Annotated in this window: 15 protein-coding genes, 8 tRNA genes and 1 riboswitch; of the genes, 1 reads left to right on the top strand and 22 read right to left on the bottom strand. The window is 48.8% G+C overall.

All coding sequences use genetic code 11. The features are described 5' to 3' along the window. Positions 1–7: 7 nt before the first annotated feature. The 16 genes from ACEPSU_RS04540 to ACEPSU_RS04465 all read right to left on the bottom strand — a co-directional run bounded on the left by ACEPSU_RS04540 (position 8) and on the right by ACEPSU_RS04465 (position 15669). A complete protein-coding gene (locus tag ACEPSU_RS04540) occupies positions 8–3622 on the bottom strand; it encodes a DNA-directed RNA polymerase subunit beta (protein ID WP_020089833.1) in 3615 nt (1204 codons plus the stop codon). A 240-nt stretch (positions 3623–3862) separates the two neighbouring features. Then, positions 3863–4462 carry a TetR/AcrR family transcriptional regulator gene (locus ACEPSU_RS04535; protein WP_020089834.1) on the bottom strand — a complete coding sequence of 200 codons (600 nt, stop codon included), beginning with the start codon at positions 4460–4462 and terminating at the stop codon, positions 3863–3865. A gap of 444 nt (positions 4463–4906) precedes the next feature. Then, positions 4907–7396 carry an ATP-dependent Clp protease ATP-binding subunit gene (locus tag ACEPSU_RS04530; protein ID WP_395322954.1) on the bottom strand — a complete coding sequence of 830 codons (2490 nt, stop codon included), beginning with the start codon at positions 7394–7396 and terminating at the stop codon, positions 4907–4909. Between the two features lie 17 nt (positions 7397–7413). Then, entirely contained in the window at positions 7414–7881 is a 468-nt protein-coding gene (locus ACEPSU_RS04525; RefSeq protein ID WP_260339411.1) for a CtsR family transcriptional regulator, read from the bottom strand. A 333-nt stretch (positions 7882–8214) separates the two neighbouring features. Then, positions 8215–8288 (bottom strand) — tRNA-Pro (locus ACEPSU_RS04520). Between the two features lie 38 nt (positions 8289–8326). After that, positions 8327–8400: transfer RNA gene (locus ACEPSU_RS04515), tRNA-Pro, on the bottom strand. A gap of 34 nt (positions 8401–8434) precedes the next feature. Continuing rightward, positions 8435–8508: transfer RNA gene (locus tag ACEPSU_RS04510), tRNA-Arg, on the bottom strand. A gap of 20 nt (positions 8509–8528) precedes the next feature. Further along, positions 8529–8614 (bottom strand) — tRNA-Leu (locus ACEPSU_RS04505). An 11-nt stretch (positions 8615–8625) separates the two neighbouring features. Beyond that, positions 8626–8697: transfer RNA gene (locus ACEPSU_RS04500), tRNA-Gly, on the bottom strand. A gap of 27 nt (positions 8698–8724) precedes the next feature. Beyond that, positions 8725–8797, bottom strand: a tRNA-Thr gene (locus ACEPSU_RS04495). A gap of 37 nt (positions 8798–8834) precedes the next feature. Continuing rightward, positions 8835–8916, bottom strand: a tRNA-Leu gene (locus ACEPSU_RS04490). Between the two features lie 39 nt (positions 8917–8955). After that, positions 8956–9028, bottom strand: a tRNA-Val gene (locus ACEPSU_RS04485). A 558-nt stretch (positions 9029–9586) separates the two neighbouring features. Next, positions 9587–10858, bottom strand: a complete 1272-nt coding sequence (gene serS / locus ACEPSU_RS04480) for a serine--tRNA ligase (RefSeq protein ID WP_020089837.1) — start codon at positions 10856–10858, stop codon at positions 9587–9589. Between the two features lie 1517 nt (positions 10859–12375). Next, entirely contained in the window at positions 12376–13008 is a 633-nt protein-coding gene (locus ACEPSU_RS04475; protein ID WP_020089840.1) for a deoxynucleoside kinase, read from the bottom strand. A 240-nt stretch (positions 13009–13248) separates the two neighbouring features. Beyond that, the gene (locus ACEPSU_RS04470) at positions 13249–14763 is read right to left on the bottom strand and encodes an amino acid permease (RefSeq protein WP_020089841.1); all 1515 of its coding nucleotides are present in this window, start codon (positions 14761–14763) and stop codon (positions 13249–13251) included. Between the two features lie 118 nt (positions 14764–14881). Next, positions 14882–15064, bottom strand: a riboswitch (Lysine riboswitch). A 56-nt stretch (positions 15065–15120) separates the two neighbouring features. Further along, complete coding sequence (locus ACEPSU_RS04465; RefSeq protein WP_395322953.1) at positions 15121–15669, bottom strand: GNAT family N-acetyltransferase; 549 nt, start codon at positions 15667–15669, stop codon at positions 15121–15123. 114 nt (positions 15670–15783) lie between these two features. Here ACEPSU_RS04465 and ACEPSU_RS04460 point away from each other — a divergent pair, with 114 nt between their 5' ends. Continuing rightward, entirely contained in the window at positions 15784–16572 is a 789-nt protein-coding gene (locus ACEPSU_RS04460; RefSeq protein WP_395322952.1) for an alpha/beta hydrolase, read from the top strand. A 119-nt stretch (positions 16573–16691) separates the two neighbouring features. Here the strand turns inward: ACEPSU_RS04460 and ACEPSU_RS04455 are convergent, their stop codons facing one another. The 6 genes from ACEPSU_RS04455 to ACEPSU_RS04430 all read right to left on the bottom strand — a co-directional run bounded on the left by ACEPSU_RS04455 (position 16692) and on the right by ACEPSU_RS04430 (position 21981). Next, the gene (locus ACEPSU_RS04455) at positions 16692–17360 is read right to left on the bottom strand and encodes a phosphatase PAP2 family protein (protein WP_395322951.1); all 669 of its coding nucleotides are present in this window, start codon (positions 17358–17360) and stop codon (positions 16692–16694) included. A 110-nt stretch (positions 17361–17470) separates the two neighbouring features. After that, entirely contained in the window at positions 17471–17920 is a 450-nt protein-coding gene (locus ACEPSU_RS04450) for a threonine/serine exporter family protein (RefSeq protein ID WP_020089845.1), read from the bottom strand. Between the two features lie 12 nt (positions 17921–17932). Then, positions 17933–18688: a threonine/serine exporter family protein gene (locus ACEPSU_RS04445; RefSeq protein ID WP_020089846.1), complete on the bottom strand. Its 756-nt coding sequence runs from the start codon at positions 18686–18688 to the stop codon at positions 17933–17935. Between the two features lie 952 nt (positions 18689–19640). Further along, a complete protein-coding gene (locus ACEPSU_RS04440) occupies positions 19641–20288 on the bottom strand; it encodes a metal-dependent transcriptional regulator (RefSeq protein ID WP_020089849.1) in 648 nt (215 codons plus the stop codon). Positions 20289–20342: 54 nt separating this feature from the next. Continuing rightward, a complete protein-coding gene (locus ACEPSU_RS04435; RefSeq protein ID WP_020089850.1) occupies positions 20343–21242 on the bottom strand; it encodes a cation diffusion facilitator family transporter in 900 nt (299 codons plus the stop codon). Between the two features lie 175 nt (positions 21243–21417). Then, positions 21418–21981, bottom strand: a complete 564-nt coding sequence (locus tag ACEPSU_RS04430) for a GNAT family N-acetyltransferase (RefSeq protein ID WP_020089851.1) — start codon at positions 21979–21981, stop codon at positions 21418–21420. Positions 21982–22385: the final 404 nt, after the last annotated feature.

Below are 22385 nucleotides of genomic sequence, written 5' to 3'. Positions count from 1 at the left end.
TTATTAATTAGTCTTGTGTGTTCGGTTGACTTTCATTTTTCGTAGTTTCTGGTGTGGTCTTGGCACTGTCGGCCTGAGCTTGCGCTTTGCGTTGCTCTTCTTGCTGTTGCGCGTACTTGCTCAAAGCATCAACGTTCACAACATCATCGTCATCGTCGTCCATATCGCGGAGTTCGATTTCTTCGTTGTTCCCGTTTAAGACCTTCATGTCCAACCCTAAGGATTGTAATTCCTTGACCAGAACACGGAATGATTCAGGGACACCAGGCTTTGGAATTGGATCGCCCTTAACGATGGCTTCGTAGGTCTTAACTCGACCAACCACGTCATCAGACTTGTACGTCAAGATTTCTTGCAACGTATAAGCGGCACCGTAAGCTTCCAAGGCCCAAACTTCCATTTCACCAAACCGCTGGCCACCAAATTGTGCTTTCCCACCAAGGGGTTGTTGGGTAACTAATGAGTAAGGTCCAATGGAACGGGCGTGCATCTTGTCGTCGACCATGTGGGCCAACTTCAGGTAGTTCATGACACCAACGGCAACCCGCTTATCGAACGGTTCACCAGTCCGACCATCGTATAAGACGGTCTTGGCATCAGCAGCCATCCCAGCTTCCTTCAAAGCGTCCGCAATATCAGTATCTTGGGCACCATCGAAGACTGGCGTAGCCACGTGAATCCCTAACTTACGAGCAGCCATCCCTAAATGCAATTCGAGCACTTGCCCGATGTTCATCCGGGAAGGCACACCCATTGGACTCAGCATGATGTCGATTGGCGTACCATCTGGCATGTATGGCATATCTTCTTGAGGGATAACAACGGAAACCGTCCCCTTGTTACCATGACGACCAGACATCTTGTCACCAACTTGGATCTTACGCTTTTGTGCGATGTAGACCCGAACCATCATGTTGACACCAGGTGATAATTCATCCCCGTTTTCACGAGTGAAGATCTTAACATCCTGGATGATCCCGCCACCACCATGTGGAACCTTCAGAGAAGTATCCCGTACTTCACGGGCCTTTTCACCAAAGATAGCATGGAGTAAACGTTCTTCGGCTGATAATTCAGTCACACCCTTAGGCGTTACCTTACCAACTAAGATGTCACCATCTTGAACTTCGGCACCGACACGGATAATCCCGTCTTCGTCCAAGTTCTTCAAGGCATCTTCACCGACGTTAGGAATTTCACGCGTCATTTCTTCAGGTCCAAGCTTCGTGTCACGTGCTTCTGATTCGTATTCTTCAATATGAATCGACGTGTAAACGTCATCGCGAACCAACCGTTCGTTGATCCCGATGGCATCTTCGAAGTTGTACCCTTGCCAAGTCATGAAGGCAACCAATGGGTTTTGCCCTAAAGCAAGTTCCCCATTTTCCATGGAAGGACCATCAGCCAAGATTTCGTCGTTGTCGACGTGATCGCCAACCTTAACGATTGGACGTTGGTTGTAGTTCTTACCACCGTTTGACCGGCGGAACTTCATGAGCTTGTAAGTGTCAAGCGCATCGTCGGCACGACGAACACGGATTTCACGTGCATCGACGTATTCAACAGTTCCTTCGTGTTGGCTAATTAAAGCAACCCCGGAGTCATGCGCAGCTTTATATTCAATACCAGTCCCAACCAATGGTGCGTGAGGGTCAAGCAATGGCACAGCTTGCCGTTGCATGTTGGCACCCATCAAGGCACGGTTGGAGTCATCGTTTTCCAAGAAAGGAATACATGCAGTGGCCACGGCAACAACTTGCTTAGGCGAAACGTCCATGTAGTCAATCTTGTCAGCACTGGTTTCGATGTTGTTATCTTCGTCACGGGCCATGATGGTATCCGTAGCAAATGAACCGTCATCGTTTAAAGGCGTGTTGGCTTGGGCAACGACGTAGTTATCTTCTTCATCAGCAGTCAGGTAATCGATCTTGTCGGTAACCATGTGCGTGTCCCATGACACACGACGGTATGGCGTTTCGATGAACCCATACTTGTTAACCCGTGCGTAACTGGACAGACTGTTGATCAACCCAATGTTAGGCCCTTCAGGCGTTTCAATTGGGCACATCCGACCATAGTGGGTGTAGTGCACATCCCGGACTTCATATCCGGCACGGTCACGCGTCAAACCACCAGGTCCAAGGGCAGACAGACGACGCTTATGGGTTAATTCACCCAATGGGTTGGTCTGGTCCATGAATTGTGACAATTGAGATGACCCGAAGAATTCCTTAATGGAAGCAACCACTGGCCGAATGTTGATCAATTGTTGTGGCGTTACGGTTGCGGCGTCTTGAATAGACATCCGTTCACGAACGACCCGTTCCATCCGGGATAACCCGATCCGGAATTGGTTTTGCAACAATTCACCAACGGAACGAATCCGCCGGTTACCCAAGTGGTCAATATCATCAGTGTTCCCAATTCCAATTTGCAGATCGAAGAAGTAGTTCATGGAAGCGATGATGTCGGCTGGGCGAATGTGCTTCAGCTTGATATCAATGTTCCCATTCCCAATAACGGGAACTTCTTGCTCTGGGTCATCTGGTGATTGCACCTTGATAATTTGTAACTTCAGAGGTTCCGTAACGACCGCTTCGTCTGAAGGTTGGAAGGTAACCATCTTGAAATCATCTTGATCCAAGAATGGTGCCAACGTCTTCATAACGTCCTTGTCAACGACCGTTCCCTTTTGCGCGATAACTTCACCAGTATCTGGGTCAGCTAACGTTTCAGCTAAGGTCAAGCCGAGCAAACGGGTCTTGAGGCTGAGCTTCTTGTTGGTCTTGTAACGACCAACGGGAGCCATGTCGTAACGCTTAGGGTCAAAGAACCGTGCAGTCAGCAAGCTCCGTGAAGAGTCAGCCGTCTTAGGTTCACCTGGACGTAGGCGTTCGTAGATATCCTTCAAGGATTCTTCAACACGGGAGTCATCGGTATTCTTGTGAATATCCTTTTCCAACGTGTTGGACAAGCTGTCGTTGTCACCCAAGATATCTAAGATTTCATCATCAGAACCGAAACCTAATGCCCGAACCAATTCGGTCATTGGAATCTTCCGTGTCCGGTCGATCCGAACGTAAGAAATGTTCTTAGCGTCAGTTTCGAATTCGAGCCAAGCACCACGGTTAGGAATAACCGTTGCGCCAAACACAGTCCGACCGTTCTTATCAGTATCTTCATTGAAGTAAACGCCTGGTGAGCGGACTAATTGAGAAACAATAACCCGTTCTGCCCCGTTAATAATGAAGGTCCCTTGGGCCGTCATTAATGGGAAGTCACCGAAGAAGACGTCTTGCGATTTAATTTCGCCCGTTTCATGGTTGGTTAAGCGTAAGGTCACGTGCAGTGGTGCTGAGAAATTGGCATCGTGTTCCCGTGCTTCATCGACCGTATATTTGGGTTCCAGTAATTGATAATCAACAAACTCTAACGAAAGGTTTCCTTGAAAATCTTCGATTGGCATGATGTCGTCGAACATATCCCGTAAACCTTCATCGAGGAACCAGTTGTAAGAATTAGTCTGAATCTCGATTAAGTTAGGGAGATCAAGGACTTCCTTGATCCGCGAATAGCTACGGCGAGTACGGTGTTTCCCGTATTTCACTAAGTGTCCTGCCAAGTTGTTCACCTCTCCTATTTATTCTGTAAATTGGTCAAAGCCCGTAATGTTACATTTTGATTACAATTGCGTAATCAGCCGGATTTTTGGCAAAAAAAATCCAAAAACAAACCCACAGTTTGCTTTTGGCTTCTTATAATGGACGCTACCGGACAATATATCGGTGCATCCAATTTCAATTCACAGTTGCATACAAATGATATAGTACTAGCTTTCAGGGTAAATGTCAATAGAGAAGCTCTACTTCTTAACGGCAACCCCAAATAAAATCAACCGTACCAGCGCCAGTGTCTGGTCGTGTTGTGAGGCATCCTTAGGCCCCACGTGATGGAACGTGTTGAACAGTGGGCTCAGACTCGTCAAGTAGAAGGAAGCGGCGTCTTGTGCCTTAACGCCATCCTGCAGGCTAACCACACCGGTCTCAAAGAAACTGGTCAGTGGCATCAGGTAGTCCTGCATGAAGACCATCCCCAGCTGCCGCTTATTCTCCGGTTTGAGGAACTTGAAGCTCCCATGAATCACGGTAAAGACATCTCGTGGATGTGCTTTGGTAAGCACCTCGGTGACTGCCGTCAGGGCCTCTACTGGGTCCGCGTCGGCCGGTATCTGTGACACCACATCGGTGATACCAGTCTTGATCTCACCACCAACGGTCTTGATGACCTCAAGGAAGATGACCTCCTTATCGCTAAAATGGTGATACAGAGCAGGCTGGGTAATTCCCACTTGTTTGGCAATGTCGCGGGTCGACGTCGCTTGGTAACCCTGAGCCAGAAACTGTTCCCGCGCTGCAGCTAAGATAGCGGCGTGGGTGTGGGTCAATTGTTCTTCTCTCTTCATGAGCAGGCCGGCTTCCTTTCTGAATGTGATTTATTTTTTCATATTATATATTGAAGACGGAAAGTGCCGTCTACGGCTAGGCTGATCTTCATTGACAGTCATACTGATTCAAAACCAGTACACATCTCAACATCTTCAATTACTGATTAACCACGCTCCCATGACAATCAGATACTATGCACTACTTTATAACTGCTGACCTAAAAAACGTTTCCGATCAGCCGGTGAAATTGTGACCAATCAACCTTCCTAATATACCATATTATCCATTTAAGTGTACCACATTCATTTATCACCAGCTAGGTCAACGCCTGTGATTTATCGCTCATCAATAGGCTGTCCCCAGCCCACTTCGCCACGACGCTACCTCTGGTCATCGCGCAGAAAAATAGTGGCATCTCCCCCACCTGGAGGAAACACCACTATCGTTAAGACATTTTAAATTTAGTGACTGGCCACTGCGGTTGGCTTAGCCTTGTTTGGTGCCTTCACGTTAACCGTGATTTCACCACGCGTCGCCCCGACTGTGACTTGATCATTCGCCTTGACTTCACCGTTCAGCAAAGCTTCACTCAGCTTATCTTCGACCTGTGTCTGCAGTGCCCGGCGAATTGGCCGTGCCCCGTACTCAGGATCAAAGCCCGCCTTCGCAACCACGTCAATGGCAGCTGGGGTAATCTTCAGCTTAATGTTCTGCTCAGCAACCCGGTCAACGATGTGCTTGGCCATCAACTTCACGATTTCGTGGAGCTCGTCCTTCTTCAAGGAGTGGAAGATGACCGTTTCATCGATCCGGTTCAGGAATTCTGGCCGGAATGACTGCTTCAACGTTTCCCGAATCGTCTGCGACATTGCTCGGTAACTATTAGCCAAGTCTTCGGCACCAAACCCAACGGTCTTTTCATCCCGCAGCTTCGTTGCCCCTAAGTTAGACGTCATAATTAGGATGGTATTCCGGAAGTTGACCTTACGTCCCTTAGAATCAGTCAAGTACCCGTCATCTAAGACTTGTAAGAGAATGTTGAAGACATCCGGGTGAGCCTTTTCAACTTCATCGAAGAGGACCACGGAGTACGGCTTCTGCCGAACCTTTTCCGTTAACTGGCCACCCTCGTCGTAGCCCACGTAACCTGGAGCCGAACCGATCAAACGACTGGTCGAGTACTTTTCCATGTATTCGCTCATGTCAACACGAATCATGTTGTCTTCGGAACCAAACATGGCTTCGGCTAACGCCTTGGCTAATTCGGTCTTCCCAACCCCGGTCGGTCCTAAGAACATGAATGACCCGATTGGCCGGTTAGGATCTTTCAACCCTGACCGTGCCCGCCGAATGGCCCGTGAAACGGCCGAAACGGCCTCTTCCTGGCCAATGACCCGCTTGTGCAGGATTGACTCCAGGTTAACCAAACGATCGGCGTCCGTCTGCTTCAGCTGCGTGACGGGAACCCCCGTCCACTCAGCCACGACATCGGCAACATCTTCGCCAGTGACATCGATCGCGTATTGCCGATCTGGCGTCACTGCGGCCGCTGCCTTCGCTGCACGGGCCTCAACCTTCTGCCGAAGCGCCATTTCTTCCGTCCGCAACTTAGCGGCCTGTTCGAAGTCTTGACGCTCGATGGCAGCTTCCTTAGCCGCAGCAAGGTCGGTCAATTCCTTGGCTTGCTTGCTAGCTGGCGTTGGCTTGTCCATCTGATCGATACGTACCTTCGCGGAAGCTTCATCCATCAGGTCGATAGCCTTGTCTGGTAAGAAACGATCGCTGATGTAACGCGTCGATAATTTAACGGCTTGGTCCAAAGCATCATCCGTAATGTTCACGTGGTGGTGATCTTCATAGCGTGACCGCAAGCCCTTCAAGATCTCTAAGGCTTCCGCACTCGTTGGTTCATTGACCTGTACCGTCGCAAATCGCCGTTCCAGAGCCGCATCAGATTCGATGTACTTCTGGTATTCATCCAGCGTCGTCGCCCCAATGGTTTGGAGTTCCCCTCTGGCCAGTGCTGGCTTTAGAATGTTGGAGGCGTCAATGGCCCCTTCAGCGCCACCCGCACCGATCAGTGTGTGCAGTTCGTCAATAAATAGGATAACTTGACCATCGTTGTAGATTTCTTCAATAACTTTCTTCAGCCGATCTTCAAATTCCCCACGGTACTTGGTCCCAGCTACCAATGATCCCATGTCGAGCATCATCAGTCGCTTGTTCTGCATATCTTCGGGAACATCGCCGGCCACGATCCGTTGGGCCAAGCCCTCAGCAATCGCCGTCTTCCCGACACCAGGTTCTCCAATTAAGACGGGGTTGTTCTTAGTCCGCCGACTCAAGATTTGGATCACCCGCTTGACTTCCTTTTCCCGACCAACAGTTGGGTCCATTCGGCCTTCCTTGGCGGATTCAGTTAGGTTCCGGGCTAAGGAGTCCAAGGTTGGGGTTCCACCCTGTGGTGCTCGGCGACTACGGTTATCGTTCCGCCGCTTAGGCGTATCCGTAATCCCCAGTTTGCGCAAGACAACCTTGTGAGCATCTGGTAAGGCCACGTTAAGGTTCTTCAGAATCCGAGAGGACAGAATCGTTTCGTCACTCAGTAAAGCCAGTAACAAGTGTTCCGTCCCAATCTTAGTTGCGCCTAACCGCTTAGCTTCGTCACCAGCCAAGGCCAACATTGATTTGGCCTTTGGTGAGTAGGGCAAGTAACTATCCTTGTCCGTGTTTGCTAGCGTACCGTAACCGGTAAAACGTTCAATCTCTTCGCGAACGTCATCGTCGGTCACAGAAAATTGTTGTAAGACTTTGTTGGCAATGCCATTTTTTTCAATGGTGAGGGCCAGCAGTAAGTATTCCGTCCCCACCGCTTGGTGCTTGAAGTATTTTGCTTGTTCCTGTGCCAAGACGAGGACACTCTTAGCGCTTGGTGTAAATAGATTATCCATTGCAGCTCCTCACTTTCTTAACTCTCATATCGTAGGTGATTCAAAATTGAAATTAAAATCTGAGCGCGAATTTGCTCATCAGCCTGTCGGTCACCCGTATTGATGGCGTCCTTGTTAATGGCAGCCAAGATGATATTGGCCTCGCTTCGGTTGATAGCTCCCGCCTCAAACAGGCTCCGCACGACAGACAAACTATCATGCCGGGAAATCTGATTGCCAACGGCACTGACCAACGAGTCGATAAAATCAAGGTTGTCGAGCAACTTGACCTTTTCGATCCGAATATAACCGCCACCGCCCCGTTTACTCTGAACCACGTACCCATCCTGAATCGTGAAACGCGTCTTGATGACGTAATTGATCTGGGACGGCACAACGTTAAACTGATTGGCAATTTCCGCTCTGCGGATCTCCACCTGCTGGGATTCAGCCAAAATCTGCTTCAGGTAAGATTCAATAATATCCGAAATATTTTGATTCTCCATTATCGTCCCCCCTTCAGTCCAGTGTTCTTGACTAATGTTGACTAATATTATACGAAATTCCAGTGAAATTGCAACGGATTAGACCGCTTATCGCTGAGAAGTTTTATTTTCTTACCAACAACCCACAATCAAGCTCTCAGCCACAGTCCCCAAAATCCGCTTTTCACCAGCCGGCAGATGGGCTTCACTTCTATAATATAATCGTAACCCAATCATGTCAGATTAGCAGCCGACAGCACTTAGTAATCTATGGTAACAAAAAAACGGCCAGCATCCAAACAATCTGTATGGAAACCGCCGTTACGCTTATTATATGTATTCGGGATAAAAAAATCGGGAAGACAAGATTTGAACTTGCGACCCCCACGTCCCGAACGTGGTGCTCTACCAAGCTGAGCTACTTCCCGAGAAAAAGCTCACTGACCCACTAATCTTGTCAGTCAAATCGGGAAGACAGGATTCGAACCTGCGACCCCCTGGTCCCAAACCAGGTGCTCTACCAAGCTGAGCTACTTCCCGAAAATTGCTTACAATTGCTTATAAGCAACAAAAATGCACCCAGTAGGAGTCGAACCTACAACCTTCTGATTCGTAGTCAGACACTCTATCCAATTGCGCTATGGGTGCATAATTATTATTCAATTAAATGCCGAGGACCGGGATCGAACCGGTACGGTCATCACTGACCGCAGGATTTTAAGTCCTGTGCGTCTGCCAATTCCGCCACCCCGGCAAAAGGGCAAAAGCGGAAGACGGGATTCGAACCCGCGACCCCCACCATGGCAAGGTGATGTTCTACCACTGAACTACTTCCGCAAATTGGCTATTATATTAATGGAGCCATGCCGACTAGAGGATTCGAACCTCCGACCTCCTCATTACTAGTGAGATGCTCTGCCAACTGAGCTAAGTCGGCAAAATATTTTTTAAGATATTTTGCAATATTCGGTTAATGCAGGTGAAGGGACTCGAACCCCCACGTCATAAGACACTAGAACCTAAATCTAGCGCGTCTGCCAGTTCCGCCACACCTGCAACGTTGGCGAACTAACGCCTAGGAACTTAAGTTCCCGATGGAGGATACAGGGCTCGAACCTGTGACCCTCTGCTTGTAAGGCAGACGCTCTCCCAACTGAGCTAATCCTCCATGAACTTCCGAAGCAAGAAGTGTATCTCGCTCGAAACAACTATTATAATTTACCATGTTCAGCGAAGCTTGTCAACAACCTTTTTGAAATATTTTGAATAAATATTCGTTAGCTGAATAACTACTCGCTTAACAACAAGTAATATTTTAGCGTACCTGAGAAGAAAAAGCTAGTCTTTTTTGCATTTTCTTGCAAAAACTTGAATCGCTTATTTCTTATAATTGCGGCCAACACACCATCCTGCGCCTTCAGCGAGGCGGGAGCTAATTAACCAACAGAAACTATTTTATACGAACTCCCTACCCTACGTCAATAAGAAATTGCAAAAATACCCAAAATAATTATTCATTTCATAATTAGACCGCCTCATACGCTCGTCAAAGCCCCACGCGACACCATTCATCTCATTTTAGCTCCCCATTCAAAAAGGGTCCTTAACGGTTGTATTCACCGTTAAGGACCCTCCGCAGTGCTGACGTGCACTGACTACTTATTCATATTGACGCATTCAAGTTACATTTAGCTAAACTATCACACGTCCCGCAAACGACGAGCGGTTACTTCGTGATCCGTGTCACGCCACCCATGTAAGGTACCAAGACATCGGGAACCGTGATGGAACCGTCAGCGTTTTGGTAGTTTTCCATGATTGCAGCGACTGCCCGACCAACGGCCAAGCCAGACCCATTCAAAGCGTGGACGTATTGGAGCTTACCATTATCGTCACGGTATTGAATGTGGGCTCGACGCGCTTGGAAGTCCGTCGTGTTAGAACAACTAGAAATTTCCCGGTACGTGTTTTGTTCTGGGAACCAGACTTCCAAATCATGAGTCATTGCGGCCGTGAAGCTCATGTCACTGGTCGTCAACGTAATCACATGGTAAGCCAAGCCAAGCTTCTGTAAGAGGCTTTCGGCGTGCTTCGTTAAGGCTTCCAATTCATCCCATGAGTTTTCTGGCTTACAGAACTTCACCATTTCAACCTTGTTAAATTGGTGAAGACGGATCAGCCCACGGGTGTCGCGGCCGGCGCTCCCAGCTTCGGAACGGAAGGCGGGAGTCAAAGCGGTGAACCAAACTGGCAGATCCTCTTCAGGGATCACTTCGTCACGGTAGTAGTTGACCAAAGGTACTTCGGCCGTAGGAATCAAGGTCATGTCTTCGTCCCGCAGTTGGTAAACGTCTTCCTTAAACTTAGGGAATTGGCCGGTTCCGTACATGGAATCATCATTCACGATGTATGGCGGTAGGACTTCCTTGAAGCCAGCCTTGGTATTTTCATCGAGGAAGAAATTGTAGACAGCTCGTTCCAAACGTGCACCTAAACCTAAGTAGTAGAGGTAACGACTCCCAGAAACCTTGGCCCCTGCTTCGAAGTCCAAGATGCCCAAGTCTTCACCCAATTCATAGTGGGCCTTTGGCTTGAAGTCCAAGTTAGGCTTTTCGCCCCACTTGCGAATTTCCACACTGCCATCTTCCGTCAAGCCAACAGGCACGTTGTCATTAGGAATGTTGGGGAGGTGAGCGGCGGCATCGTGAACTTGGGCCTTCAACGTATCAAGGTCGGCATCAATCTTCTTGATATCCGCACTGACCTGACGCATTTCGGTAATCTTGTCGTTAGCGTCTTCCTTATTACGCTTCAGTTGTGAAATCTCATCGGACACCGTGTTGCGTTGGGCCTTCATGGTTTCACTCTTGACAATCAGTTCTCGGCGTTGCGCATCTAAGCCTAACAGGCTATCGATATCAGCGGGATCAACACCCCGGGTTGCTAACTTTTCTTTAATGAAGTCGGGTTCTTGGCGAATCAATTTTAAATCTAACATCTACTTACTCCCTTCAATTTTCCGGATGATACAAAAAAAGCCTCCGTCACATGGGACGAAGACCTTCGCGGTACCACCCAAGTTCATGACTGCAATCTTCAGCCATACCCTTGAACATGATAACGGTCTGCACCGTGCGGCATTACCCGCCCACTTTAGTTAGTGCTGGAATGTTCGACGTTGCGGTTTGCAGCTTGCCCCGCTTCTCTGGCCGTCTACTGGATAGGCACCTCGTGTTTTTGATTATGCTAATCATACCGCATTTCGGCCGCGATGACAATCGGGAAAATTTCCCGTCTGCTGTATCAGTACAGCCATCGTCTACGGCTGCCAGAGATTCCGCCTGCTACTTGCTCACAGATTGCGCAAAATGCCGCCTGCGGCTGTCAGAATTCCGCCTGCTGTGGGGACCGGTCCAAGCCTGAGAAACGGTCTTGGACCTCGACTTGAAGCCGCAAAGACCAGCGTCTCCAAGCTCGTCCCATGACCTAAACTGACAAGAATCGTCAGTCAAGGTCATCGTCACGGCCGGCTCCATCCTGACCCCCTCCGGCTAAGCTTGTTACTCACCTGGATACTTGCCGATAACAATATCACAATAAATATAAAATCCCTGCCAAATCGTCATATTACGTGCGAAGTCCACTTGCCACGATCTACACCTCTTCTATAACAATTGACTAGGAGCAAAACAAGGTTAAGTGAAAATTTACTATCATCCTCAATCACTGGTGCATCTATGCTAAAACTTCCAGCCAGTCCAATACATACCTGTCAAACGTTGCCTTAGCTGAAGGCAGCCAGGGTGTAGCCAGCTGTGACAGCGGTGTTAGACCGGTGACTTTCCCGGCCGTACAGCGCGGGACGCGTTTGGAAAATCGCACGAACTTCGCGAGGTTTCAAACCGAGACGGAAGCCCGCACTCTGGCTGCAGGCGGTCCCCACAGCAGGCGGAATCTCTGGTCTCTTACGACGATGGCTTTACATAGCCGCTCAATTTTCACGACCTGTCATCACTGCGAGCATAAATACCGTCCAGATTAAGCATTGTTAATTATGAAAAAACAATCCGGCAAACGAATTCACCTACCACTTTCACCGAGTAATAAAAATCTCCAGTCATCATTTCAAACACAAATCAACTCCGGTTATTGCATACCATCAGCTGAAAAACTAAGTGTGTTTAGACCTTGAATTTTGAAATGGCCATAAACCATCTTTAGCCGAAGGCTGCCAGGGATGGAGCCGGCCGTGGAGGTGGTGTTAACTGGCGTTTTTTGGCCAGTTTACACCACGGGCGAGCTTGGAGACAGGTGGGTTTCGTGGCTCCAAGTCGAGTCGGAAGCCCGCTTCTCAGGCCGGAGCGTCCCCACAGCAGGTGGAATCCCTGGCAGCCGCAGTGCGGACAAAATACACTAGCTTAGTGGCAACCATTAATCTTCATTTTGCTGTAAAGAAAAGAGCACCAACCGTGGTCAGTGCTCTCAACCATTTATCATGGTTTACTCAAGTTAAGCTTAGAGTGAAGCAATCTTTTCGTCGATCAAGTGGAGAACTTCTTGACGCGCTGCTGGGTCTTCCACGAAGTCCAGCTTGTCGCCGTCGATTTGCATCTTAGGTGACTTGTCGTAGTTGTTGTACCAGTTCACGTAACGTTGATCGAGTTGCTTGTAGTATTCGAACAAGCTAGGATCGTGATCGATCTGTTCGTAAGAACGGCCACGCTTCTTGATCCGTTCCAACATCGTTTCAAAGGAAATGTTGATGTGGATCAATAGATCGGGGTTCTTCTTGTGAACGGCGTCTGGTAATTCTTGCATCATGTTAGCCAGTAAGGAATCGTAGATATCGACTTCCGTACTGGTTGCTCGACCGAGGTCGGCGTTTAAGTGAAAGAGTAAGGAGTCTTCAAAGATTGAACGATCCAAGACACTTTCATCGTCAGCGTTGGCAGCCTTGATGCTGTCCAACCGCTTGTTTAAAAAGTAAATTTGCAATAAGAAAGCATACTTTTGCGGGTTCTGGTAAAACAGTGGCAAAATCTTATTATCGTCCACCGATTCATAAAAAGCTGGTTTCTGTAAGTGTTCGGCTAATAAGTTCGTTAAACTCGTCTTGCCGGCCCCAATTGTTCCTGATAGTACAAGCATGCTATCTCTCCTTTGATTTACGCGCATACCGGAAATCGTTTTCATCCGGTCTAAATTTCAACACTACATATTGTACCAACCCTATCGGCAAAAGACAATATATCGTGGAAAATTCCTCTTCAGCGGTTCACGGGTTCTGTCCCCTTGTCAGACACAAAACGGCGACTGGTCGGGATTCACTCGAACCAATCGTCGTTAAAATTTTTTTATTTAAGTGAAAATTGCCCACACAATTCCAGATTAATCGTTTGATGCTTCACGTGCCGCAGCGTCTTCCTTTAACGTCCCATCACGATGGACTGGAGAAACGTCGACATCCTTCAATGGAATCAACTTCGTGTGCTTCTTGATCTTGTAGCCAATGTAGAGGACTAAGACCAGTGGCACACTCATGTAGGTAACCAGCACTTGTTCCCAGTTACCAGTGAAGAAGGATTGTGGATCTTGACCCACGATTACGGCGATACATAATACCAAGGCCAGAATTGGTCCTAATGGGAACCACTTTGCATGGTACTTCAGTTCAGACAGCTTGTGGCCTTGTAAGGTGAACGCCCGACGGAACCGTAAGTGAGATAAAGCAATCCCGAACCAAGCGATGAACCCAGTCAACCCACTAGCGGCAACTAACCACATGTAGATTTGAGGACCGGCAATACTACTGATAAAGGTCAATGCAGCGATGATGGTCGTGGCAAACAATGCAGGATAAGGAATCCCGTTCTTACCAGTCTTTTCGAACAACTTAGGTGCGTAGCCTTCCTTTGACAGGGAGAACAGCATCCGCGTTGACGCGTACATCCCAGAATTAGCAGCTGAGATAACGGCCGTCAAGATAACCGCGTTCATCACGCTGGCAGCAGCAGCCAAACCAGCACGACGGAAGACCAACGTAAATGGACTGATTGCAATGTCACTTGCAGAAGAACCTAACAGATCATGACTCGTGTATGGTAAGACGGCGGCAATGACAAAGATAGCTAAAATATAGAATAAAATAATCCGCCAGAACACTGAGTTAATCGCCTTAGGAACACTGTGTGAAGGGTCTTCAGATTCACCAGCCGTGATACCAACTAATTCAGTACCTTGGAAGGAGAACCCGGCAACAACGAACACACTCAGAATGGCTGGGAAACCGCCAACAAATGGTGCCTTCTTGTAAGTGAAGTTTTCCAAGCCAGTTGCGTGACCGCCCATGATACCAACGATCGTCATTAAACCAACAGCCAGGAAGATAAAGATCGTAACAACCTTGATCAAAGACATCCAGAATTCCGTTTCACCAAAGGCTTGAACGGAGAATGCGTTGATCGTGAAGACCAGAAGCAAGGCAACGGCACTCCAGATCCAACCGGGAACGCCAGGTAACCAGAACTTCATGACCAGAGCAGCAGTAGAAATATCAACGGCAACCGTAATGGCCCAGTTGAACCAGTAGTTCCAGCCCATCGCAAATCCTAAAGCTGGGTCAACATACTTGGCGGAATACGCGGCGAACGAACCAGAGATTGGCATGTTCGTGGCCATTTCACCCAAACTAGTCATCAGGAAGTAAACCATCAGACCCATGGCAACATAGGCAACTAGCGCACCACCAGGCCCGGCAGTTGAGATGGCCGATCCACTTGCGACGAATAATCCTGTCCCGATACAGCCACCTAACGCGATCATTGAGACGTGTCGCGTCTTGAGTCCCCGCTTAACTTGATCAGAAGCCTCGCTGGTTGTTGCGTTTGTCATGCTTTGTTCCATAATGTTTCCTCCTTCTTATTTTAGAAGGACTTCCTCGAAACGACCCAGTGAACGAAAAAATCTCCTTCGCAATAAAAGCCCGCGAAAGAGATTGGAAAGTTCATAATTCCAAGTCAATATCGTTGAAAGCGCCCCGCAGCCTAATATTTGACTGCGACAGTCCCTGATCTGTTAAACCAGGACCCAACCCTCACGCTAGGTAGTCACGTGGGAATTTCGGCAATCGCCCCTTTTGCTTCCCCTCATCGGTGATACCCACCTGAGGAAAGCGACTCATGTTGATTGCGCCTCTTCTATTCGATACATTGAAGTATACTCATGAATTTTGAAAATTGCAAGATTAAATTTAGATTAGTGTCAATTATTTTGAGAATCATTCAGGTTTAGGCGAAATAAAGCCTGTCGTTGCAACGTTTGTCCGCCACCGGTCACGCCCATCAATTGGTCACCGATTGTTTGGAAACATAATTTTTCTAATAATTGGCAGGACCGATCATTGCTGACCAGGCAGTTCGCCCAGACCGATTTAACCGGTGATTCCGCCCGTTTCAAGTCCTTAAAACACGCCATTAGGGCTTCGGGCATCAGCCCTTGCGCCCAGTATTCCGGGTCCAAGAAATAGCCTAATTCCAGACTCGTCTCGTCAGGCAGGCCATTGTCTGCGAACCAATCGTAAAAGATAACCGCGCCAATAAACTGATTGGTCTGATGAAGAATGATTGCATAGGACCGCGCGCTGTTTCGATCCGCACGGTACCACCGCCGAACTTGCCTGTCATCCGGTTGTGGTGAGAAGCCCACGGGCTGCGCGATCACTGGGTTGGTCACTAGCCGCTTATAGGCCGGATAGTCACTGTCCGTCAGCGGGCGTAAGTCTAGCCGCTGCGTCTTTAAAATTGCTGTCACTCGCACAACTCCCTCTCGTTACTTTTTGATAAAGTGCGTTACAATTAGATATAACGTCTGCATAACCTTTAGCATCTATACTAACATGATTCAATAACTCAAGGAGGATTTGCAATGAAGATTATTACCCAGTCGCTTGCCACTGACTCCGCGGCTTACTTACAGGGCTATCTGCGTGAGGATGGCGATACAGCCTATCCCGCTATGATTATCGTTCCCGGTGGCTCTTACACCCACATCCCCGAACAGCAGGCCGAGGACTTGACGCTAGCCTGGTCCGCCCGTGGTTTCCAAGCTTTCTTTCTCCGCTATAGCTTTACGGGAGAAAAACAACCCCTGCTACCAGCACCCGTCGTTGAATTGGCGCAAAGTGTGGTCACGATTCGTCAACACGCAGCGGATTGGCGCATTGATGCCAACCGCATCACTGTCGCTGGCTTCTCCGTGGGTGGTCACATCGTTGCCCTCTTCAATGACCTCTGGCACGATGCCCAGATCAATGGCCTCGCCGGAACACAGCCAGACCAGGTCAAACCCAACGCCGTAATCCTCGGCTACCCGGTCATCTCACCCAAGTTAGGGTTTCCAACTGACCAGCAAGTCCTAGCAAGCTGGTCCGCCGACGTCGATAGCATCGCCGCAGATGAGCTAGTCAACGACCAAAACGTGCCAACCTTCATCTGGGGCACGGCCGCCGACCCACTGGTTCCGGTTCAAAATGCCCTGAGTTACGCGCAGGCTTCCCTGGCCCATCACGTGGATACCGACCTCCACATCTTCCACCACGGTCCCCACGGCTTAGCACTTGCCAACCACGTGACGGCGTGGAAGCCAGGAACCGATTTACCCCACGTCGCCCACTGGATGGACTTAGCGAACGAGTGGCTGGATGAATTGAATTAACTTAAAGTCATTTGAAGAACCATTGACAAAAAGGTAGTTGCGTCAATTCCCAGTGGAATCGACGCAACTACCTTTTGATTTGTGCTAAGAATCTTATCCTCAGCTTCACTTTCATACCCTTAAATTTCAGATCTCTTGAGTAATGGCCAGTTCTGCATCATTGGTGCGAACCGAATGTAGAGTCCTTCTGCCACTTGTAACCACAGGTAGGCCAGTAAGATGGCCCCAATGGTATCCGTTGGGAAGTGGGCGTTTAAGTAGATCCGGGAGATCATGACCAACACCATCCAAACAATCAGGATGATCCGAAGCAACCACGCCTTCCAAGCGTGCGCAATCATCGGTAAGAGCACGACCCAGATCATCGCAATGATCAGAAATGTTCCGAAGACGTGCCCACTAGGAAAACTAAACCCGTCGTCGATAGCCAAATGGGTTGATGGCCGCGCACGCGCAACGAACTTCTTAACCAAAGCGGCGATGACATCCCCACCCGCTAAGGTCGCCAGACACCAGAGTGCTGGAATCTTGAATTTAAAGCCCCACAGTAGGAAGGCCAGAATTAAGGCCCAAATAATAGCTAATTTCGGTTCTGCCAGACTGGTTACGCCCCGGTACAGTAACGTCTTCCATTCCGGCTGATTTTTTTGAATCACATCAATGATCGATGAATCCAAGAAGTCCACGTAGGCGTTCTGGGCCTTCACAAAGTAAGCCACAACCAGGAAAAGCACCGTGGTCAGTGTAAACTTCCACGGCCGATCCCGATCTCGATTAAATAACATCATGATTAAAATTCCTTTCGTCATACCCGATTCTGGGAAACCCCTAGCAATGAGTATACCACCCCACCGCTAGATTTCTAGAGTTGCTGTAAGATTATCAGACTTCCTTAAGGTTATCGCCGATGCCGCCAGACCCGTTGCTGGACCCGGTTGACCAATTCCGACAATAGGAACCCAAAGGCAATCGCCCCGGAAATCATGACGACCTGAATCAGGAAGACAAACGCCGTGGAATTCTCGCCCAACGCAAAGTATTTGATCATCTGGTAGGCCTGCCCTCCCGGCACCAATGGTACCAGTGCGGGAATGTTAAAGAGAATCATTGGCATCTTCTTGATACGGGCGGCTTGCAGCGAAGCCACCCCAATGACGACCGCCCCCATCATATTACCGACGACGTAGCCGCCACCCCAGATGACGATAAATTTATACACAAAGTAGCCCAGTACCCCAATCCACCCGGCAAAGTTCAGCGCACGACGGGGAATATTCAGTAGGATACCAAAGCCGATGGTCGCAACGTAATTACCGGCAACCTCAATTAAAAATTCAGTCAAAGACATTTGGTACCCTCCCTAAAGAAATTGTAAGACCATGGCAATGCCAAAGCCGATAGCAGCCGCACTGACCAAAGCCTCCACACCCCGAGCCGGGCCACTGACCAGGTTACCAGCCAGAATGTCACGCACCGAGTTGGTAATGGGCACGCCGGGTACGAGGGGCATGACGCTCCCGATGATAATGTCATCGACGCTATTCCCCAACCCTAAGTGAACCGACCAGATTGCCAGCACACCGATCGTGGCCGCCGCCGCAAATTCTGACAGGAAGCGAATCTGGATGAACTTGTTGAGTAGGTAAAAGACCAACCAGCCTAAGGCGCCCACCACACAGGTAATCCAAAAATCGGGAAGGTTGTGCCGGAAGACGACTTCCAGTGGCCCACTGACCATAGCGGCCGACAGCAGCTGGAGCCAAAACGGAAAGTACTTCGTTGACTTGTCCAAGTGGTCCAAACGATTAGCAAACTCCTGTAAGGTGATCTTATGCGCCGCAAATTGCCGCGACAAGTCATTGACGACGGAGATCTTTTCCAAATCAAACGTCCGGCGCTTGACTGGCTCGATCTGAGCACCGACCTCCCCGTTGATGGCCATCAGGATTCCCGTGATCATCACGAAGAGCTGACTGGTCTTCGCCCCCGCATTGTGGGCGATGCGTTCCATAGTATCCTCGACCCGCTCGACTTCTGACCCATTTTCAATCATGATTCGACCAGCGGTTAATGCCGTATGTAAGATTAATTGATCCCGTTTCTTCTGGCTACTCATCTCTGTCCCTCCCGCCGGTTTTCATTTATTATACGACAGTCGCTATGGGTCTGACACCACTAACTTACCGGATAACGCAAATACTTTAGAATTTGGCTGGCTGGTCCACGAAGTGTCGCCTGCGGCTGGACTATCTTTGACCACAAATGTTGCTTTTGTTCCCGAAACACTTCTATTTACTTAACTAGCATCCCCAGATGCCACCAAATGCCGACGTTCACTAGCAATAGGCGGCGCTTCACCCCCAACCAGTTTTCATACTCAGCCGAAACCTCTACGTATTCTGAAAAAAGTGAGACAGATTCCCGGATTTTTACATTAGTAATAAGTATAAGTGCTTTTAAGGATAGTAACAGACCACCGACTCATAGCGATACAGCCTGAATCAGACAAAAATTTTACAGTCATAGAATCGTTAAAATAGCGGATACATCTCATTCGGATACTAAACTTATATCGGTATGTAACCTGTATCAATGGCCATGACGATCCTAGCCGGAGGAGGCCAGGAATGGAGCCAGCCGTGGCGGTGATGGCTGAACGGGCGCTCGGACCTCCCCGTTCAGTCATCACAGAATTTCCGACATCGGTAGGCGACCTGCCGTCAACCATAGAAAAAAGGAACAACCGACAGACGCCGATTGTTCCCTTCAATTAATTACATTTTAGTCGATACTCAAAGTTTAAAACGCTACGTCAGCGCTTCAAAGGCATTAAATGTTGCCAGCTAAATGTTTGTCTAGACGGAGGCAGCCAGGGGTGGCGCCAGCCGTGACGACGGTGTTAGTCCGGGCGGTTGCTTTTACCCGGGCTTACACCGTGGGACGCGTTTGGAAACTCGCACGGTTTTAGCGAGGTTTCAAACCGAGACGGAAGCCCGCCTTTTGGCTGCAGTCGTTCCCCACAGCGGCAGAACCCCTGGCAGCCGCAGGCGACAGTGCTCAGCTCAGATTTATTTAATGAAGATGTAGTGGGACGCCTTGTAGCTCACAATTAGTTCCGCATCGTCCGTTAAGTTCTGCACGGTCACGGGGCCCTCAAACGGATCGTGTTTGATGATCCGCAGCTGATCGCCAATATCCAGCTCCAAGTCACCTAAATACGTCAACAGGTCCCGATTATCGATAAACCGGTCCACAGTCACGACCGAGCCATCCTTGGCATCGTTTAAGACGGTATGGCTGTCTTCATGGTAGTGGCCAAACCGGTCCGGAATGACCCCACCATGGGGACAATGCGTGGGGTGACCCAGCATGTCATCCAGCGAATTAACTAATTTGGGACTCGTCACATGTTCCAGCACTTCAGCTTCCGCGTGAACGTCGGGCAAATCGTAGTCCAACTTTTCCACGAGAAAGACTTCCCAGATTCGGTGCTTACGAACCAAATCTTCAGCCAACCGGATTCCCCGGTTAGTCAGGGAAATGCCGGCGTAAGGCGTATGCTCGGCCAAGCCCTCTGCCGTCATCTTATTGACCATTTCAGTCACGGACCCGGCAGCAATATTCAAGCTGATAGCAATCTGTTTATTGGAAACTTTCTTTTGCTTACCACCCAGCTCAAAAATAATTTTTAAATAATCCTCCTTCATCGGAGTCATCACTGTTCACCTCATCTAGATTATGTTCCTAACCCAACAACCGCAACAGCACAATTACTCGTGCCGCCAATCATTTTGATCATAAAATAACGCTTCGTGCTCACCACGGTGGCACTCCGCCTGAATCGTCACGTGATTTACATTATACTTCCGACATAGCAAGGTTTCAATCTGCCGATAAATCGGTTCAATCTCCGCTAGTGGAAGATCATCCATGTTCACGTGTACCGAAAAGACAATGTTGTTCTCGTCAATTTGCCAAGCGTGCAAGTGATGGACCCCCTCAACTTCCGGCAACCGCTCAATATCCTGAGCTATCGCCTCATAGTCGAGGTCCGGCGAAGCTTCCATCAGGATGCCCAATGTCTGCTTCACGATTGGCCAAGACTCAATGGCAATGTAAATGCCCACCAGAATCGTAATTACGGGATCAACCCAGTTCACGTGCCATACGGTGATCATCACGGCCCCAACAATCACACCGACCGATGCCAACGCATCACTCAATAAGTGCAGGTAGGTCGCCCGAACGTTTAGATTGTGCTTAGCCCCGCGATTCAAAAGAACCGTTGATAGAAGATTCGCGCCAAAACTAACGACGGCGACTAGGAGCATCACCGTCCCCTGCACGTGTTCGGGATGGAAGAGTCGCCGGACAGCCTCGACCGCCAGAATGACGCAGACGACCACCAACACCAGGGCATTCAGCAGCGCCGCCAAGATTTCCGCACGCCGATAGCCGTATGTGTTGGTGCGGGTCTGCTGCCGGCCACCAATCTTATGGGCCGCGTAACTCAACACGATGGAGAGCGCGTCGCCAAAGTTGTGAAAGGCGTCTGAGAGCAGTGAAAGACTGCCCGACAATAGACCCCCGATGAATTCAAATATCGTAATCACAACATTTAACACGGTAACCAGAAAGAACCGGCCACCCGATAAGCTACTCTTTTCCAACGCGCATCACCCCTATGGTTGACTACTTCCTATTATCGCAGAGTTTAGGGTGAATGAAAAGGTGGTTTTCGGCAAACCTGACTTTGATACAAAAATAGGATCAATTCCCGATGAAAGCGGAACCAATCCTACTATTATATACATTCTTTATTTAACAGCGCCGGGCGTCCTAAAATTACTTAGTCGTCACTGAGTGCAGCACGTGTTCTGGTTTAACGTTAGCCGTGACCCGTTCGTAAGCAAAATCCTTCGTGCCGGGCATATCAACGGCTGCGAGATCAATCATTCCAGTTTCAGTGAAACCGTTCTTCTTGATAACGTGTTGCATTGCCATATTTTGAGGGTGCGTATCAATGCGGATACTTTCGATGTCCGCAGCGTGGTCAATCTGCTCAAAGAGCCGACTGAACAATTCACCAGCAAGTCCCCGACCATGATGGTGGCTGGATACTGCTACACGATGAATCGCCAAGTAAGGCGCCTGTTTGGTCAGCCACTGACCTTCAATCTGTTTGTACGTTGGGTCTTCTCCCGGAATAATTGCGGCAGTCCCCAAGATTTCGTTGTTTTCTTCCAACACGACCGTCCACCCTTGGTGAATGTCGTCAACTAAGACCGCAGTGTTGGGGTAGGCTCCCTGCCATTGATCAATTGCTTGGGCCGCCAATAATTCACGACCATCACGAATGATTGATTCAATTTGTGGTAAGTCCGCCATAGTAGCTTGTCGTAACAGCATGTATAACACCATCCTTCATGTTTTTGGTTTAAAGCGATTTTGTTATATTAACACGCTGACGACGAAATACAACCATCTTGACCAACTTTTTTCTTCTGTGCAAAATGGCACAAATGAAAACGCCCGTTTGATAGCTTTCATAGAAAAATTGCCGTTTCATTTTTCTTTCATTTTCTCACAGATTTCTCACGGATGAAACTAACTATTATAGCTTAAAACAATAGTGATTACGCAGAGCGTATGCCCATCTCTAAGTCTTAAAAATGTGATGACACGTTGTGACCACCGTTTAGGCCAGAACCGGAGTCGAATAGGAACGGAACCCCGTGACGGTGCAGTCAGACTGGATACCTCTCTTGATTCATAGTTACCTATATCCGCTTGCTAAGCGTGATACAAACCAA

It is taken from the genome of Levilactobacillus parabrevis, assembly GCF_044051715.1.
GTDB lineage: Bacteria > Bacillota > Bacilli > Lactobacillales > Lactobacillaceae > Levilactobacillus > Levilactobacillus parabrevis.
The sequence above is the reverse complement of the archived record's forward strand: the minus strand, read 5'-3'. Positions and strand labels throughout refer to the sequence as shown.